Origin of the sequence: Streptomyces sp. NPDC091292, assembly GCF_044757265.1 — a bacterium.
Lineage (GTDB): Bacteria > Actinomycetota > Actinomycetes > Streptomycetales > Streptomycetaceae > Streptomyces.
Genome location: NZ_JBIVUQ010000030.1, coordinates 13,707 through 30,290, shown reverse-complemented (window position 1 = coordinate 30,290; position 16,584 = coordinate 13,707). Strand labels below are relative to the sequence as shown.

Annotated in this window: 12 protein-coding genes; 7 read left to right on the top strand and 5 right to left on the bottom strand. The window is 70.0% G+C overall.

From position 1 onward, the window contains the following. Positions 1-6 precede the first annotated feature (6 nt). Together ACIQNU_RS40355 and leuA are read right to left on the bottom strand one after the other, a co-directional pair. Positions 7-876 carry an ABC transporter ATP-binding protein gene (locus tag ACIQNU_RS40355; RefSeq protein WP_401376634.1) on the bottom strand — a complete coding sequence of 290 codons (870 nt, stop codon included), beginning with the start codon at positions 874-876 and terminating at the stop codon, positions 7-9. Next, positions 873-2,645, bottom strand: coding sequence for a 2-isopropylmalate synthase (gene leuA, locus ACIQNU_RS40350; protein WP_401376631.1), 1,773 nt, complete (start codon positions 2,643-2,645; stop codon positions 873-875). The genes ACIQNU_RS40355 and leuA overlap by 4 nt, the downstream gene beginning before the upstream one ends. Before the next feature lie 221 nt (positions 2,646-2,866). Here leuA and ACIQNU_RS40345 point away from each other — a divergent pair, with 221 nt between their 5' ends. Together ACIQNU_RS40345 and ACIQNU_RS40340 are read left to right on the top strand one after the other, a co-directional pair. Next, positions 2,867-3,604 (top strand): FadR/GntR family transcriptional regulator, encoded by a 738-nt coding sequence (locus tag ACIQNU_RS40345; RefSeq protein ID WP_401376628.1) that lies wholly within the window; start codon positions 2,867-2,869, stop codon positions 3,602-3,604. A 69-nt stretch (positions 3,605-3,673) separates the two neighbouring features. Further along, entirely contained in the window at positions 3,674-4,333 is a 660-nt protein-coding gene (locus ACIQNU_RS40340) for an NADPH-dependent F420 reductase (protein WP_401376625.1), read from the top strand. 24 nt (positions 4,334-4,357) lie between these two features. On the opposite strand, the gene ACIQNU_RS40335 is transcribed toward ACIQNU_RS40340, so the two are convergent. Both ACIQNU_RS40335 and ACIQNU_RS40330 read right to left on the bottom strand, forming a co-directional pair. After that, positions 4,358-4,912 carry a GH25 family lysozyme gene (locus tag ACIQNU_RS40335; RefSeq protein ID WP_401376622.1) on the bottom strand — a complete coding sequence of 185 codons (555 nt, stop codon included), beginning with the start codon at positions 4,910-4,912 and terminating at the stop codon, positions 4,358-4,360. Positions 4,913-5,033: 121 nt separating this feature from the next. Beyond that, positions 5,034-6,224 (bottom strand): abortive phage infection protein, encoded by a 1,191-nt coding sequence (locus ACIQNU_RS40330; protein WP_401376620.1) that lies wholly within the window; start codon positions 6,222-6,224, stop codon positions 5,034-5,036. 274 nt (positions 6,225-6,498) lie between these two features. Between ACIQNU_RS40330 and ACIQNU_RS40325 the strand changes: the two genes are divergently transcribed. Beyond that, positions 6,499-7,710, top strand: a complete 1,212-nt coding sequence (locus tag ACIQNU_RS40325) for a serine hydrolase domain-containing protein (protein WP_401376617.1) — start codon at positions 6,499-6,501, stop codon at positions 7,708-7,710. Positions 7,711-7,913: 203 nt separating this feature from the next. On the opposite strand, the gene ACIQNU_RS40320 is transcribed toward ACIQNU_RS40325, so the two are convergent. Then, the gene (locus tag ACIQNU_RS40320) at positions 7,914-8,372 is read right to left on the bottom strand and encodes a DUF6174 domain-containing protein (protein ID WP_401376615.1); all 459 of its coding nucleotides are present in this window, start codon (positions 8,370-8,372) and stop codon (positions 7,914-7,916) included. A gap of 114 nt (positions 8,373-8,486) precedes the next feature. Between ACIQNU_RS40320 and ACIQNU_RS40315 the strand changes: the two genes are divergently transcribed. The 4 genes from ACIQNU_RS40315 (at position 8,487) to ACIQNU_RS40300 (ending at position 16,431) form a co-directional block, all read left to right on the top strand. Then, entirely contained in the window at positions 8,487-8,963 is a 477-nt protein-coding gene (locus ACIQNU_RS40315; protein ID WP_401376613.1) for a hypothetical protein, read from the top strand. Positions 8,964-9,214: 251 nt separating this feature from the next. Continuing rightward, positions 9,215-9,523 (top strand): DUF6328 family protein, encoded by a 309-nt coding sequence (locus ACIQNU_RS40310; protein WP_401376610.1) that lies wholly within the window; start codon positions 9,215-9,217, stop codon positions 9,521-9,523. Between the two features lie 188 nt (positions 9,524-9,711). Then, positions 9,712-12,120 carry an FG-GAP-like repeat-containing protein gene (locus ACIQNU_RS40305; RefSeq protein ID WP_401376607.1) on the top strand — a complete coding sequence of 803 codons (2,409 nt, stop codon included), beginning with the start codon at positions 9,712-9,714 and terminating at the stop codon, positions 12,118-12,120. A 693-nt stretch (positions 12,121-12,813) separates the two neighbouring features. Beyond that, positions 12,814-16,431, top strand: coding sequence for a LamG-like jellyroll fold domain-containing protein (locus ACIQNU_RS40300; protein ID WP_401376605.1), 3,618 nt, complete (start codon positions 12,814-12,816; stop codon positions 16,429-16,431). The last annotated feature ends 153 nt before the right edge of the window (positions 16,432-16,584 follow it).

The window sequence follows — 16,584 nt, the reverse complement described above, 5'->3', positions numbered from 1 at the left end:
CCCGGTCTATCGGGCCTCCATCCTCGGCGGTGGCGGTCCGACGGTGTCCGCCGGGTGCGGGTGCGGGTGCGGGACGCGGCGGGCCCGTACGCTCCAGCGCCCGTCCGCCCGCTCCAGAGTGAGCGGCAGGTCGAAGCACTTGCTGAGCAGGTTCCCTGTCAGCACCTCGCCGACCGTGCCCCGGGCCAGGGAGCGGCCGTCGCGCAGCAGCAGCGCGTGGGTCGTACCGGACGGCAGCTCCTCCAGATGGTGCGTCACCAGGACGGTCGCCAGCCGGGGGTGCTCGCGGCGCAGCCCGTCCAGCGAGTCGAGCAGCCGCTCGCGGCCCGGCAGGTCCAGGCCGGTCGCCGGTTCGTCCAGAAGCAGCAGCCGGGGCTCCGGCATCAGCGCGCGGGCGATCAGCGCCCGCCCCCGCTCGCCCTGCGACAGCGTCGGCCAGCGCGCCCCGCTCCGCTCCGCGAGACCGAGCGTCCCGATCAGCCGGTCGGCCCGCTCCTCCTGCGCGGCCGTCGGCACCCACCGGGGTGGCCGCTCCACGGAGTTCGTCAGCCCGGTCAGGACGACGTCCCGGACGCGCAGGGGCGAGCGCAGCGGGTGACGGGGGTTGACATGGCCGACGTACGAGCGGAGTTCGCGCAGGTCGACGCGGCCCAGGCGGCGGCCCAGGACCTCGACCGTGCCGCGCGTGGGGTGGACCAGGGCGCCGAGGAGGCTGAGGAGGGTCGTCTTGCCCGCGCCGTTCGCGCCGAGCAGCGCCCAGTGCTCGCCGGGGCGGACCGTGAGGGACACCTCCTGGAGGATCGGGGTGCCGTTGCGGACGACGTGGACGTCGTCGGCGTACAGGACCGGGCCGTCGGACCCGGGGGTGCCGGTCACCGGGCGGCCGAGCGGTTCACGGCGGCGAGGACCGCGTGCACGGAGGCCGTCAGGACCGAGGTGTCGCGCCCTGCGCCCCAGAAGGTCTCGCCGCCGATCCGGCACTCCGCGTACGCGACGGCCTCGGCGCTCTGTCCGCCGCCGACCGCGTGCTGCGCGAAGTCGACCACGTCCACGGTGATTCCGGCGCCGGCGAGCGCGTCCACGAACGCGGACAGCGGACCGTTGCCGGTGCCTTCGTGGTCGCCCGTGCGGGCGTCGGTGCGGAGGGTGCAGGCGAACCGGTGGTGGGTGTCCGGGGACTCCTGATGCGTCGTCCAGGCGGCGAGGCCCACGTCACCGTCCCGGCCCGGCGCCAGATACTCCGTATCGAACAGCTCGTACAGCTCCTTCGGTGTGGCCTCCCGGCCGCTCGCGTCCGTCACCTCCTGCACGACCGCCGAGAACGCGGGCCGCAGCCGCCGGGGCAGGTCGAGCCCGTGGTGGGTCTCCAGCAGATACGCGACCCCGCCCTTGCCCGACTGGGAGTTGACCCGGATCACCGCCTCGTAGGTGCGCCCGACGTCCGCCGGGTCGATCGGCAGATACGGCACCTCCCAGGGCGCTTCGCCCGGCGCGACCCCGAGGGCGGCGGCCGTCGCCGTGTGCCGGGCCAGGCCCTTGCCGATGGCGTCCTGATGGGTGCCCGAGAAGGCGGTGTACACCAGGTCACCGCCGTACGGGTGGCGCGGGTGCACCGGCAGCCGGTTGCAGTACTCGACCGTCTCGCGGACCGCGTCGATGTCGGAGAGGTCCACCATCGGGTCGACGCCCTGCGCGTACAGGTTCAGGGCGAGGGTCACCAGGTCGACATTGCCGGTGCGTTCGCCGTTGCCGAAGAGACAGCCCTCCACGCGCTGCGCCCCGGCCAGGACGGCGAGTTCGGCGCAGGCGACGCCGGTGCCCCGGTCGTTGTGCGGGTGCACGGAGAGGATGACGGCGTCGCGTCTGGCCAGATGCTTGTGCATGTACTCGATCTGATCGGCGTACACGTTCGGGGTGGCGATCTCGACGGTGGCCGGGAGGTTGTGCGTGACGGGACGGTCGGGGCTCGCGTCCCACAGCTCGGTCAGGCCGTCGCAGACCTCCAGGACGTAGTCCGGCTCGGTGAGGTTGAAGGTCTCCGGGGCGAACTGGAAGCGGATGTCGGCGTCAGGGCGGGCGTCGGCGAGCCGCGCCATGTGCGCCGCCGCGTCGGCGGCGACCGCGTACACCTCGGCCCGGTCCCGGCCGAGGACGACCTCGCGCCACACGGGCGAGGTCGGGATGTAGAGATGGACGACCGCCCGGGGCAGCCCGGCGATCGACTCGAAAGTGCGGTCGATCAGATCGCGCCGGGCGGGCGTGAACACGACCGGCGTCACCTCGTCCGGGACGCCGCCGTCGGCGACGAGCGCCGTCAGATGGCGTACGAAGTCGAAGTCCGTGCGGCTCGCGGACGGGTAGCCGACCTCGATCTCCTTGAAGCCCATGGCCACGAGCAGATCGAAGAAGCGGCGCTTGCGCCCGGTGTCCATCGGTTCGGCCAGCGCCTGGTTGCCGTCCCGCAGATCGACCGGCACCCACAGCGGGGCACGCTCGATCCGCGCGGAGGGCCAGCTCCGCTCCCCGACCGGGACGCGGACCCGTTCGTGGTGCGGGCGGTAGCGGTGGTGGGGCATGGGGCCGGGCTGCTGCCGGTTCCAGGGGTAGGAGGGGTGCGAGGGGTACGAGGGGGGCGCGGCGTTCATCGGTACGGGGTTCATCGGTACGGGTTCTCGGTTTCGCTCGGTCGGGGGGACCGGCGGCACGGCGACCCGCGGCGGGGTGCCGGTCGCGTCAGGCCCCGCCGCGGCAGCCGAGAAGAAGGAGACCGCGGAGCGTCATGCGGGGCAGCCTAGCCACACCTCAGCTCCTCAGACAAGTAAGCTGTGGGAGACCGACCGCCCCCGACCCCGAGGTGGAACCTCCGATGCCGCTCGGTGCCCTGCGCCCCAGCCCTCTGGTCGAACAGGCCACGGAACGTCTGCGCGCGCACATCGCCGCCGGTCACTGGGAAGTCGGCGGCAAGCTGCCCGGCGAGACGACCCTCGCCCGGGAACTCGGCGTGGGCCGCTCCACCGTCCGTGAGGCGCTGCGGGCGCTCGCGGGCGCCGGTCTGGTGCAGCCGCGCCAGGGCGCCGGCGTCTTCGTCCTCGCCACCGAACCCGCCGAGGACTGGCCGACCCGGCTGCGGCGGGCCGCGGTCACCGATGTGTACGAGGTGCGGATGCTGGTCGAGGTGCAGGCCGCGCGTCTCGCCGCCCGCCGCCGCACCGCCGACGACGTGGCCGCCCTGCGCGCCGCGCTCGCGGCCCGGCGGGCCGCCGCCACGGCCGACGACCCCGCCTTCGTGGACGCCGACATCGCCCTGCACGCCGCCGTGGTCGCGGCGGCGCACAACCCCGTCCTCACCGACCTCTTCGCCGAGTTCGTACCGGCCCTGCGCGAGGGGCTGATCGACCTGCTCGCCCTCCTCGGCGTCCGCACCCGCGACCCGAATCACGGCGACGCCTCGCACGCGGCCCTGGTCGCCGCCGTCGAGGCGGGGGACCCGGCGGCGGCCGGGGATCTGGCGGAGGCCGAACTCACGAACACGCTGGGGGAGCTGACCAGGGGCGCGGAAGCGGTTCAGGAACCAGCCCGGGGATCGGCTCCGGTGTCGGAATAGTCCCACCTGTCCGAGAGTTGGATCAGGACGTCACGACGTCAGCAGCCCTCACCTCTCGGAAGGCATGACATGAAGATCGGCATCATCGGCGCGGGGAACATCGGCGGCAACCTCACCCGGCGGCTCACCGCCCTCGGCCACGACGTCTCGGTGGCCAACTCGCGTGGCCCGCAGACCCTGACCGACCTGGCCGAGGAGACCGGAGCGACGCCCCTTCCGGTGACCGAGGTGGCGCGCGGCGCGCAGGTCGTCGTGGTCGCCATCCCGCTGAAGGGGGTACCGAAGCTGCCTGCGGGCGTCCTGGACGGGGCGGCCGACGGGTTCGCCGTCCTCGACACCGGCAACTACTACCCGGGCCGTGACGGCCGGATCGCCGAGATCGAGGACGACGGGGTCACCGAGAGCCGCTGGACCGAGCGGCAGCTCGGGCACCCAGTCATCAAGGCGTTCAACGGCACGTACGCCCACGACATCCTCGACAAGCCGCAGCCCCACGGCGCCCCCGGCCGGGTCGCCCTGCCCGTCTCCGGTGACGACGAGGCCGCCAAGCGGACCGTACGGGAGCTGATCGACGTGATCGGCTTCGACACCGTGGACGCGGGCGGCCTGGACGACTCCTGGCGCCAGCAGCCCGGCTCCCCGGTCTACGGCCTCGTCGGCGACACGGCCGTGATCACGAAGGCGCTGGCGGAGGCGTCACCGGAACGTCCGGCGGACTTCCGTTCCTAGGGTGCGCGGGAGCGGCTGGGGGTGTTACGCGCCCTCGGCCCAGTCCCGTAGCGCCGCCTCGGTCTTGAAGTCGGCGACGTCCTTGTCCAGCGGCTGGTCCGTGTACTGGTGGATGGTCCAGTCCGCCTGGATGCGCGGCTTGCCCGCCGTCGTGTAGTCCGCGATCCACAGGCCGTCGCCCGCGTACGACGTGGTGTCGACGTTCAGCCAGAAGTCCCGGTTGGTGTACAGCAGGACGCGGTGGTGCGGGCGCAGCCGCTTGACCTCGCGGAGGAAGCTGTCCTTCTCGGCGTTGCTCGCGCGGGTGTGCTCGCCCGTCCACTCCCAGTCGACGGCCAGCAGATCGTGCGCCTTGGACACGGCGTGCTCCACGAAGTACGCGGCCTGCGCCTTCAGATTCCCCGGCCACAGGAAGTGGTAGAACCCGACCACGCACCCCGCGTCCCGCGCCTGCTTCGCCTGCACCGTCTGGCGCGGATTGATGTACGAGCTGCCCTCGGTCGCCTTCACGAACACGAAGGACAACCCGTCGGTGTCGAACGACGACTGGTACGCACTGACATCGATACCGCGCAGCATGGGGGACCGCCTCCTGAGGGGCCGTGGGGGAATCTCCGGTTCCACCAGGGTGCCCCTCCCCTGACCGCCGCATCCGGTGTTCCCGGATCCAGCACTCGATGGGGGTATGGCAGAAGGGAGTTCAGTGCCGGGCGGCCCGTTCGTAGCAGCGGGCCAGCGCGTGGAAGGACTGCTTCGGCTCCCAGTGCCACGCGGACGCGGGCTCCCCGGGGCGCGCCGGGATCGTCTTCACGATGCTGTAGCTCGCCATGTCGAGGTCGTGGCGCGGCTCGGCGCGGTGCGGGGCGTCGGGCGTGACGAAGTCGTAGACGAGCGCCGCGTACAGGCCCATCGACTCGAACACGTCGAGCACATCGGTGAGATACGCGGCCTGGACGCGCTCGCTGCGTACCAGACCGCCCTTGATCTCCGGCGGGTCCTTGTCGTAGTCCACGACGTCCCAGCCCATGCCGCCCTGCTCCGGCGCCCCGACGAAGGTGCAGCTTCCGAACTCCGCCACGACCACCGGCTTGCCCCAACGCCGGTACGCGTTCAGCTCCTTGACGTGGTCGGCGCGGCGCGGGTGGTACGCGTAGTAGTTGACGCTGACGAGGTCGAACAGGCGCCAGTCGACCTCGTCGTCCTGTGCGGCGCCGTACGTCATCGGCCCCTTGAAGACGGACCTGCCGACCTTCGCGGACCGTGCGATGAAGTCCGTCAGCCGGCGCATCATCCTCTCCGGGTCGAAGTTGCCGCTGAGCAGGTTCCGGATCCGTTCCACGGCGTTGTCGCCCGGCACGATGCCCGGTACGAACAGCACGAACTCGCAGCCGACGCTGAGATGGACGGCTGCGCCCTGCCGCCGCAGCCGTTCGGCGTGGCGGCCGGTCTCCGCGAGATGGTCGAGGATCTGGCGGGGCGGCACGTCCGCGAGCCTTGGCTGGAGCCAGACGTGGAGTCCGCGCTCGGCGGCCTCCGTGGCGGTGGCGGCGAGGCGTTCGACTCCGTCGCCGAAGACCGAGACCGAGGTGGCGTGGAGGTCGTTCCTGATCGCCCGGAGGTCGCGGCGCATGCGGGGGGCGTTCCAGCCGGTGGCGGGGGACTCGCCGTCGCCGACCTCGTAGCCGACGCCTCGGTGGGTGAGTCCGTGACGGGCGGTGATGCGGGTGCCGGTGCCGTGGGTGCCGGTGGCTGCGGGGGGTCCGGTGGCGTCCCGGTCGGCCGCCATGCCCGCACCCGTCGCCGCCGCCGCGATCCCGACGGCCCCGGCCCCGGCGCCGGCCAGGAATCGCGCCCTGCTGATGCCGGTGCCCCTGAATCCTCGACCCCGCACTGTGCCTCCCTGCGTCCGAGTTGACCTTGTTGACCTTGTTGACCTTGGCCTTGCTGGCCTTCAGTCCTTCACGTACCGCCCAGTCTGCTGACGGCCCCGCGCCCGGTCTGTCCCCCGAAGGGCTGCGGGCGGCCGACGGAGGGATGAACTGGATGCGCGGTACGCCTACTTAGGTGGGGGGCTCGTTCGACCTGCGACGCCTCGCCGTGCGGGGACGCTCCGGCGGGCCTAGCCTGAGGGATGAGCGATTTCCTGCCAGGGCAGGAGGCCGGCGATGAAGTGCTCGTCAGTGCAGGGCTGGCGCAGGGCCTGCGTGGCTGTGGCGGCGGCCGGAATGCTGGTGGGACCGGTGTCGGCGGGGGTGGCGTACGGCGCCCCGAGCCCCGACCCGTCGGCGAGTTCCCCGGCGGCGGGCGCCTTCCCGCAGCTCACCCCGGAGGTGTCCGCGCGCCTCGACGCGGCGATCCAGAAGGTGATGCGCGAGACCCAGGTGCCCGGCGTGACCGTCGGACTCTGGGCGCCCGGCAAGGGCAGCTACGTCCGGTCCTTCGGAACCGCCGACAAGGCCACCGGCGCACCGATGCAGCCTGACCTCAACATGCGGATCGGCAGCGAGACGAAGACGTTCACCGTGACCGCGCTGCTGCGACTCGTGGACGAGGGCAAGGTCGGCCTCGACGATCCGATCGGCAAGTACATCGGCGGGGTGCCCGACGGGGACAGGATCACCCTGCGTGAACTGGCGGGCATGCGCAGCGGGTTGTTCAACTACTCCGAGGACCCGGACTTCGACAAGGCCGTGACGTCCGACCCGCAACGGCCTTTCACCCCCCAGGAGTTGCTGGACTACTCCTTCAAGCACCCGGTCGGCTTCCCGCCCGGTGCGCAGTTCGAGTACTCCAACACCAATCTGATCCTGGTCGGGCTCGTGGTCGAGAAGGTCAGCGGGGTGCCGCTGAACCAGTACATCGACCAGAACGTCGTACGGCCCGCCGGGCTGACCCGCACGCTCTTCCCGACCGGCACGGAGTTCCCCGATCCGCACGCGCGCGGCTATACGAACCAGACCGCGACCGGCAGGGTCGAGGACGCGACGAACTGGGACCCGTCCTGGGCCTGGGCGGCCGGGGCGATGATCTCCGACCTCCAGGATCTGCGGTCCTGGGCCCGCACCGTCGCGACCGGCACGCTGCTGACGCCCGCGACCCAGGCCCAGCGGCTCGCGACCGGCTCCACGGGTGTTCCGGGCGCCGGGTACGGCCTGGGCATCTTCAATGTCCAGGGCTGGATCGGCCACAACGGCTCACTGCCCGGCTACGAGTCCCTGGCCATCTATCTCCCCGAGGCACAGGCCACCCTCGTCGTGCTCCTCAACACGGACATCCTGCACAACCAGCAGGAACCCAGCACCCTCTTCGGCCAGGCCGTCACGGGCGTCGTGACGCCCGGCAGCGTGTTCTACCTGCCGGTGGGGGCGGGTCGGTGATCACCCGGTAACCCTTCAGATTCCTCAGATTCCCCAGACTTCCCAGATTCCTTCAGCCCGGACTGCGCAGCCTGCACTGGACAGTCTGGACTGAAGGTTTTATCCGGCGCTCCCGTCGTCCTGGTGCGGGTGACGTTCGCGCCGGACGCGCCGCCCACGAGCACGGCCACCACCGGCACCACGGCCGAGATCATCACCGAGGGTCATCCGCCCGCCGTTTCATAGGCGCTGATGACGTACAGGGCCTCGTCGTCCACGGCGTTCCTGTCCCAGTCCAGGAAGATGCGTTTCGGGTGGCCGTCGGCCGCGTACTCGGCCTCCGCCGTGTCCGCCTTGTCGCGGCGGGCCTGGTCCAGCTCGGCCAACAGGGCGCCGAGGGTGGGGACTTGGTCGGGCAGGTCCCGCACCATGCGCCGGGCACTGGAGTCGAGGCCGCGCGCCTTGGTCACCTTCCCGTCCCGAACGGTCACCCGGAAGGCCCCGATCAGGGCGCGTTCCCCTTCACTCGACGTCAGCGTGTAGGTGTAGGAGGAGGGTTCCTGCCAGGGGGGCGCGGCGGACTCCGGGCGCACGTCGGTGCCGCAGGCGGCGGTCGCGCAGAGCAGCCCCCCGGACAGCGCGGCGGCGGAGACGGACCGGGCGAGCGAGCGTACGGCAGTCATGGACCCCTTCGAGATCGACTGCACCTACGACGCCGACGGCCCGCACAACGTTCGGCATCGCGGTACATCCAGTACGCGCCGGGTTGTCAGATGCGGCAAGTAGCCTCGGGAACCATGGGCATTGAGGTCGATGTAGTGGTGGGTCACCCGGTCAACGACGAGGTGGAGAGGGTGCTCGGGCTGGCCGAGGCGGTGGGCGAACCCGTCACCGTCACGTTCCTGTGGGAGGGGCGTGAACGGGCGGAACGCGCGGTGCTGGTGCCGGCTGCGATGCTGGCGCTCTGGGAGCACTGGGCCCCCACCGCCTACCCGGCGAGTGGAGCCGCGGAAGAGAGCCGGGCGGTGGCGGAGGAACAGCCGGAACTCGCCCACCCCGTGGAATTCGGCGCGTTCACACTGTTCCGTCGCCGCGTCGGGGGGCGTACGGCGGTTGCCCGCGAGGGCGTGGTGGTCGCCGAGCTTCTGCCCCCCGACGAGGCGCACTGGCTCCGGGAGAAGGCCCGCGATGTCCGCCAGGGCTTCATGGACGCGAAGCAGAGGGCGGCGTTCGAGGAGTTCCTTGCCCGGCAGGCATCCGGCGATGACCAGTGACGGGCAAGGGCCGGTCAGTCGGTCCTGGTGAATGTCAGAGATTGTCGGGCTTGAACCGGTAGTGGCCGCCGGCGACCGCGTCGTCTTCCAGCGCTCGTTGCCGGCGGTGACGAACTCCCGGTGCGTCGCGTGAACCGGGCGCGCGGGTGGACGACAACGAGCGTCATGTCTCCTGTGCCTGTCCCGCCGGGCAGCAGTTTCTCTCCGTTCGACCGGGAGTCCCCGGCGGCGCGGGCCGACCGTAATCTGTGGTGACGCTGCTCCTGACAGTGGTCTCCTCGGCGTTGCTCGCGACTCTGGTCGCACTGCACCGCGGGCTGTTCCACCGGGGTGCCAAGGCCCGGATCGTCGCCCTGTCGGCCAAGTTCGCCGAAGCAGGTCTCGCCTTCCTCGCTCTCGCGCTCAACGGCGCGACTCTCCTGCTCATCGACGTCGTTCTCGGCAGGACCGCGGCCGTCATCGTCACGGCCTGCACGCTCACCATGTTCGGCGGGCTGTGGTTCATCCTTCCCAGGGCACTGCGCCGACCGCCGGACACGGGCCCGGCCGTCTTCAAATGACCGGCAGACCGGTTCCGATCCTCGCGTTCTTCCACAACCATCGGACAGTTCACGTGCACGGCGGTCACCGGGCCGCGTACTCACCGCACTTGGCGGGCCGTGGACCGGAAGGAGAACGCGACCGTATGCGGTTATCGAGTACGGGGAGAAAGAGACGCGGAACCCGAGGACTTGGGGTATCTGGGGCAGTGGGGGTACTGGGGGCACTGGCGGCGCGCTCCCTCGTGGCCTTCGTGGCCTTCGTGGTCTCGCTGGCCCTGCTGCTGGCCGGGGCCGCCGGGCCGGCCGCCGGGCTGGAGGGCGCGGACAGTTCGGCGAAGCGGTCCGCGTCGCTGGCGCCCGGGGGCATACCCGGCGCCGCAGGTGCCTCCGGTGCCGCGGTTGCCTCAATGGTGGCCGAGGACGACGGAAGCATCACACTGACCCTTGACCCGGGCATCCGCTTCGACCCACAACTCATGCGGGAACTGCTCGACGAGAGCAACAACAGACACCCCCTCCTGAGCGACACGATCCGGGAGGAGTTCGAAAAGCACCCGGTGGACCTCGCCGAAGAGGGCGAAGCGAAGTGGGTGGACTTCGACGGCACGGTGAGCATCGCCGGGGAAACGGCCCTTTCCCTCACTGTCCCTGCCTCGGATGTGGGGACGACCGAGACGTGGAAGCAGTACTTCTTCGCGATGGCCGTCGGCTGGCTGACGAACGCGGCGGTCACAGCCGCCTGTTTCGTATTCTTTCCGGAGTTGGCCGTGGCCTGTCCCACCCTCGGCGGATTCTCGGGAGGTCTACTCAATGGCCTGGTCACGCAGTATTTCGACGGGACGCTCAAAGACCCGAAAGCCATCGCCAAGACCTTTCTGGGCGCGCTGAAGGGAGCGCTGTGGGCCGGCGCGAAGACCTCCTTCATCAGATGGTTGCAGAACGCGTTCCCGGATACCGCGAGAGCTGTCAGTTACGCGATCAGGGACCAGCCGCTCGCCTGGGCACGGGGCGCCGCGGGGTGGGTCGCCGACGTACTGCGCGACATCGCCGACCTCCTTCCGGACGGGATCGCCGAGTGGGGACTCCCGCCGGTGGCCGCCGACAGGCCCCTGCGGGTGATGGTCGGCGGTGACTCGATCAGCACCGGATTCGGGTCGTCGGACGGTAACGGCTACCGGTTCGCCGCGTGGTCGGATCTGAACAGCATGCTGGTGAACGGGGCCACGCTGGACTTCGTCGGCTCCCAGCGCTCGGGGAACATGGGCGACCCCGACCATGAAGGACACAGCGGCTGGCAGATCGCGGAGATCGGGCAGGCGTTGCATGCCTCCGTACCCGTTTATCAGCCGAACGTGGTGACGCTGATGGCAGGCACCAACGACATGAACAACGGCCACGAGGTGGCCACCGCGCCGGACCGGCTCGCCGCGGTGATCGACCAGATCCTCCAGGACCAGCCTCGCGTGACCGTGCTGGTCGCCACGCTCGTCCCGGCCGCCAGTCCGACCACCCAGGCCCGTATCACGGCGTTCAACGCCAAGGTCAGGAGCCTGGTCGGTGCGCGGGCGCGGGCGGGCAAGAAGGTGGGCCTGGTCGATATGAGCATGATGACCACCGCCGATCTCGTCGACGGCCTGCACCCCAACGACGGTGGCTACCAGAAGATGGGACACGCTTTCGCCCAGGAGATCGGGTGGGCCATCCGCGCCGGCTGGATCACCGACCCCATCCGCGAACCCGCCTGCAGCGACACCCCCGGACGCTGGATCGGACGCGGCCAGATCGCCTCGGGCACCGGCCACAACCCGCGGCAGGAGCAGATCCAGTTCGCGGACCTCAACGGTGACGGGCGTGCCGACTACCTGGTGGTCGACGACCGCACCGGGGCGGTAAGGGCGTGGATGAATCATGGCGGTCATCCGAGCGGCAACCCCGTGTGGGTCCCGGCCGGTGAGATCGCCGCCGGTGTCGGCAGCGGTCTCGATTCCCCGATCGTGTTCGCGGACCTCAACGGCGACGGTCGCGCCGACTACCTGGTGGTCACTCAAGGCACCGGGGCGGTGCGGGCGTGGATGAACCATGGTGGTCATCCGAGCGGCAACCCCGTGTGGGTCCCGGCCGGTGAGATCGCCTCCGGCACCGGCCACAACCCACGGACGGAACGAATCGAGTTCGCGGACCTCAACGGCGACGGTCGCGCCGACTACCTGGTGGTCAACAGGGCCACCGGAGCCGTGCGGGCGTGGATGAACCGCGGCGGTCATCCGAGCGGCAACCCCGTGTGGGTCCCGGCCGGTGAGATCGCCTCCGGCACCGGCCACGGGTCCAACGAGCAGGTCGTCTTCGCGAACATCGACTGCGACAAACGCGCCGACTACCTGGTGGTCGGCAACATCACCGGGACGGTGCGGGCGTGGCTGAACCGCGGTGGCCACCCGAGCGGCAACCCCGTATGGGTCCCGCGCGGTCAGATCGCGTCCGGAGTCGGCGCCGGCGACCAGGAACGAACCGTCCTCGCGGACATCGACGGCGACGGCCGCGCCGACTACCTGGTGGTCGACAGAAACACGGGGGCGGTGCGGTCCTGGATCAACAAGGGCGGCGACCCGGCATGACCTACCGCACCGGGCAGTAGAGCGAATGCGGGCCAGGTGCGGCCGGCCCTCACGGACGGAACGGGCTGACCGCACCTGAGGGATGAGGGCCATGGGTTTTGCCGCGGGTCGGCGCCCGATCACCTAACCAGGGTGATTTTTCGCTGATGGAATTCGGCCATACTTTGCTGTGCCATGTAACTGGCCGAGGGCTTCGCCGGCCGGATCGTCCTCGGCGGGCTTGAGCGTGCCGCTGGGGGAATGCTCACAGGCGGCCAACGGCCTGTCAAATCGGGGTGGTTCGCGTTTCGCTGCGCAGGCGGCTGGCCGAAGGTGTGCCGCCGGTCAATCACAGAAGTCATCTGCGAGGAATTTGGATTCCATGTGAAATTACAGATCCATTAACCTGTCGTCGACATTTCCAATCTGGAGGTCATGTCTTTATGGGTCGATAAAATGCCATTCGTTTATGGTGTCTCGTTCCCCTCTCAAGATCATTGCCGTGTGAGGGGTGCTGGTGTTTTATGTGGCGGATTTGAAAGGGCTTGGTGCCTGGCTCGGTTCGTATCTGAAGGGGTGGGAGCGGGGATGTGTGTGCGTGGTCGAAGACCGGGTTGGTCGAGTGGTGCGCTGGCTGTACTGACGGCCGGTGTGCTGGTGCTGGGTCCGCTGCCGGGGGTGGCGGGCGCAGTTCCGCAGTCCGGTGTTTCGGCCGTGTCGGACAACCCGCCTGAGCAGAGTGAGGCCGCGCGGGCGCTGGCGAAGGCGGCGGAGACGGGTGAGCGGGTCGAGGTGGTGGGGGAGCGGTCGTCGGACGCGACCGTGTACGCCAACCCGGATGGTTCGACCATGACGTTGGAGGAGTCGGCGGTTCCGGTGCGGGTGCCGGTGGCCGGCGGTGGGTGGCAGGCTCCGGACGCGACGCTGGTGCGGCAGCAGGACGGCACGGTGGCACCGAAGGCCGCGGCGGTGTCGATGGCGTTCTCGGGCGGAGGGTCGCGGGATCCGCTGGTGCGGATCGAGGACGATGGCCGGTCTCTGGGGCTGGGATGGCCCCGGGCGCTGCCCGAGCCGGAGCTGACCGGGGCGAGTGCCCTGTACCGGGACGTGTTGGACGGTGTGGATCTCAGGATCACGGCGTCTGCCGAGGGGTTCCGGCATGTACTGGTCGTGAAGACTCCTCAGGCTGCCGCGCAGCCCGGACTTGAGCAGATCGAGTACTCGCTCCAGACGGCCGGGCTGAGTGTGGTGGGGCACGACAGTGGTGGTTACCGGGCGGTCGATGAGAACGGCAACTGGGTGTTCCGCGCTCCGAGGGCGCAGATGTGGGATTCGGCCGGCTCCGGCGACACCGTACCGCCCGCGCAGGGGTCCTCCCAGGCACGTACCTCCTCCTCTGACTCTGACGAGGCGGCAGATGCCGGTGGCGGGGAGCCGGGGATTGAGCCGCGGGCCGGGGACACGGTCAAGGCGGTGGCCACGCGGGTCGAGGCGGACTCGCTGACGGTGGTGCCCGATGCGGGGATGCTCGCGGGCACGGACGCGGCGGACTTCCCGTTGAACATCGATCCTTCGGTGTCCTGGGGTGAGGCGGAGCGCACGCTGTTGCGGTCGGACGGTTATGAGTCCTACGGCTGGGGCAACGGCAGCGACAACCTGGGCCAGGGGGTCGGCAAGTGCGCGTCGTGGGGCGGCTATTACTGCGGTCCCGGATACGTGCAGCGTCTGTATTTCGAGTTTTCCCCGGCGAAGCTGAAGGGCAAGCACGTCCTGGATGCCACGTTCCGGGTGACGGAGCCGTGGGCGTTCCAGTGTGATCCGCGGTGGGTGCAGTTGTACCGGACGGGCAACATTTCGTCTTCCACCACGTGGGGGTCGCGTCCCACGCATATCGATCTGGTGGGCGACCGGAATGTGTCGGCGGGTCGTGGCTCGGCGTGTGATCCGGACACTCCGGCGGCGCCGATCGAGTTCAACGACGATCCGAAGGAGAGTTACGAGAATCTGACGCCGACGGTGAGGTCGTTCGCGGACGGCAAGTTCTCGCGTCTGACGCTGATGCTGAAGGCGAAGGACGAGGGGGACACGTCGGCGTGGAAGCGGTTCAGGAACGACGCGGTGCTGGCGGTCACTTTTGTCGCCGAGCCCGGGGTGCCGACGAATCCTCTGGTGGCGAACACGTGTGAGACGAGTGCGTCGGATCCGGCGTGGATCTCGGATCCGACGCCGCCGCTGAGCGCCCAGGTGCAGACCGCGCCGGGCGGGGAGAGCGGGGCGAGTCTGCGGGCCCACTTCTACGTGCAGCGCAAGGACACCGACGGCACCTGGTCGGTCGTGGCGACCGAGCCGGTGCGGCCCTCCAGCGGTTTTGTCGGGGACAACGCGAAGGTGACCGTCGACTCCCCGGTCACCCTGCTGCAGAACACCCTGTACCGGTTGAGGGTGTCGACACGCTCCTACTACGACAACGGCTCGACCTACCTGGAGGGCAGCACCACGGCCTCGGCCAAGGGCTGGTGCTATTTCGAGGTCGACTCGACCCGGCCCAAGGCCCCGGCCGTGACCACACCGCAGGGCGCGGTCTATTCGGTGTGCCCGGACGACGGTGACGGGTGCACGACGGCGTCCGGTGGACCGGGGATCGCGGGGCAGTTCACCTTCACCAAGAACGCGGCCGACAAGAACATCAACGCCTTCGAGTACAAGCTCGCCACCGACAGGGCGTGGACGAAGGTGTCGGCGACGAGCACGGTCACCCGGTCGGTCAAACCCGCCTTGTCGGGGGTGCAGGTACTGAGCGTGCGGGCGGTCGACAGTGTCGGAACCGGCCAGTCCGGTGAGACCACGGCGGTCCGCTTCAATGTCGCCGAGGGGGAAGGCCCTTCGGGCCGGTGGCACTTCGATGACGCGGCACCCGGTTCCGGAGCGACGAAGGCGGCCGATACGGGGACGGCACCCGGTACCCGGCACGACCTCACGCTGCATGAGGCGGGGGCCGGCTGGTCCAGCTTCTCCCGTACCGGTGACGCCGGCCGCTCGCTGTGGCTGAACGACACGGCCAACAGCGGCCAGCAGACCGGCTACGCCGAGTCGTCGGGGCCGGTGGTGAACACGCAGTCCTCCTTCACGGTTTCCGCCTGGGCCTACCCCACCGACGACACGGGTTTCCGTACGGTCGCGTCGCAGATCAGCAGTGACAACCGGGAGTTCTCGCTGTACTACTCGCCCGGTGTCGGCCGGTGGGTGTTCCTGATGGCCTGGTACGAGAACGGCGTCCGCAAGCATGTCGGTGCCAATGCCGACCTGTCGCCCGGCATCACGTTGAAGGCGTGGACGCACGTGGCCGGCGTGTACGACGGTGACGCGCACACGGTGAGCCTGTTCGTGAACGGGCGCAGGCAGGGCGATCCGGTTGATGTCCCCGAGGCCGGGGGAGCGACGGCGGTCGACGGGAACTTCCAGGTGGGCCGCAACAGTGACAAGTACGGCACCTACAACAACTACTTCAAGGGCCGTATCGACGAGGTCTCTGTCTTCCAGACGGCGCTGCCGGATGCCGAGGTCGCCAAGGTGGCCAAGCTGCTGAACGCGGACGAGAGCGCACGGGCCGTGGAACTGGTCGCCAACTGGCAGCCGCAGGGCAGTACCGGCACGACGGCCCTCGCGGACACGGTCAGCGGCTACGGGCGGAGTCTCCAGTTGAACGGCGGGGCCACGGTGGTCAACGACGCGATCGTGCTCGACGGTGTCGACGACTCGGTCACCACACCGGGCCCGGTCGTGGACGACCGCGAGTCCTTCACGGTGACCACCGAGGTCACCTTGAACACACAGGTCCTGAACGGCAAGCCGGACGGCTACACGGCCCAGGTTCTCGGGCAGCGGAGCGCGGACGGCTCGGCGTGGGGGCTGTGGTACCAGCGCACCGGGTCCGAGCAGTACCGCGACGAGGAGACGGGGGAGTTGCTGACCCGCCCGGTGGGGTACTGGCGCTTCGGCCGCCTCGACACCGACGGTACGTTCACCGCGGTCGACTCCGACCAAGCTGCGTCGGACGGAGCGGTGCGTCTGACCGGGGTCCACGACGCGCAGATAGGGATCATCCGGCTGTATCTGGCGTCCACGCCGAACGACACGGACACGGCGTACACGGCGGTGATCGGGTCGGGTGAGTTCGCCGGTGGCAAGGGCTTCGTGAACAAGACGTGGGGCCACTTCCTGCCGGGCGAGATCACCGACATCAGGATCTGGGCCGGAGCAGCCGAACCGAGCCAGGTCGGGGACCTGGTCGGGGTGGCTCAGGACGACGCGGGCGACGACGTGTCCGGCTGACCGGTCCGTGGCCGGTGCCGCACGCAGACGCGGCACCGGCCACCGGCCGCACACGCACCCATGTGCGGTGCAAGACGTGTACAGCGCGGCACCCGCGTGGGGAGCTGCTGATCATCCTCGGTTGCCTTTGTGACTCTGATGGGGGTTGCTGGT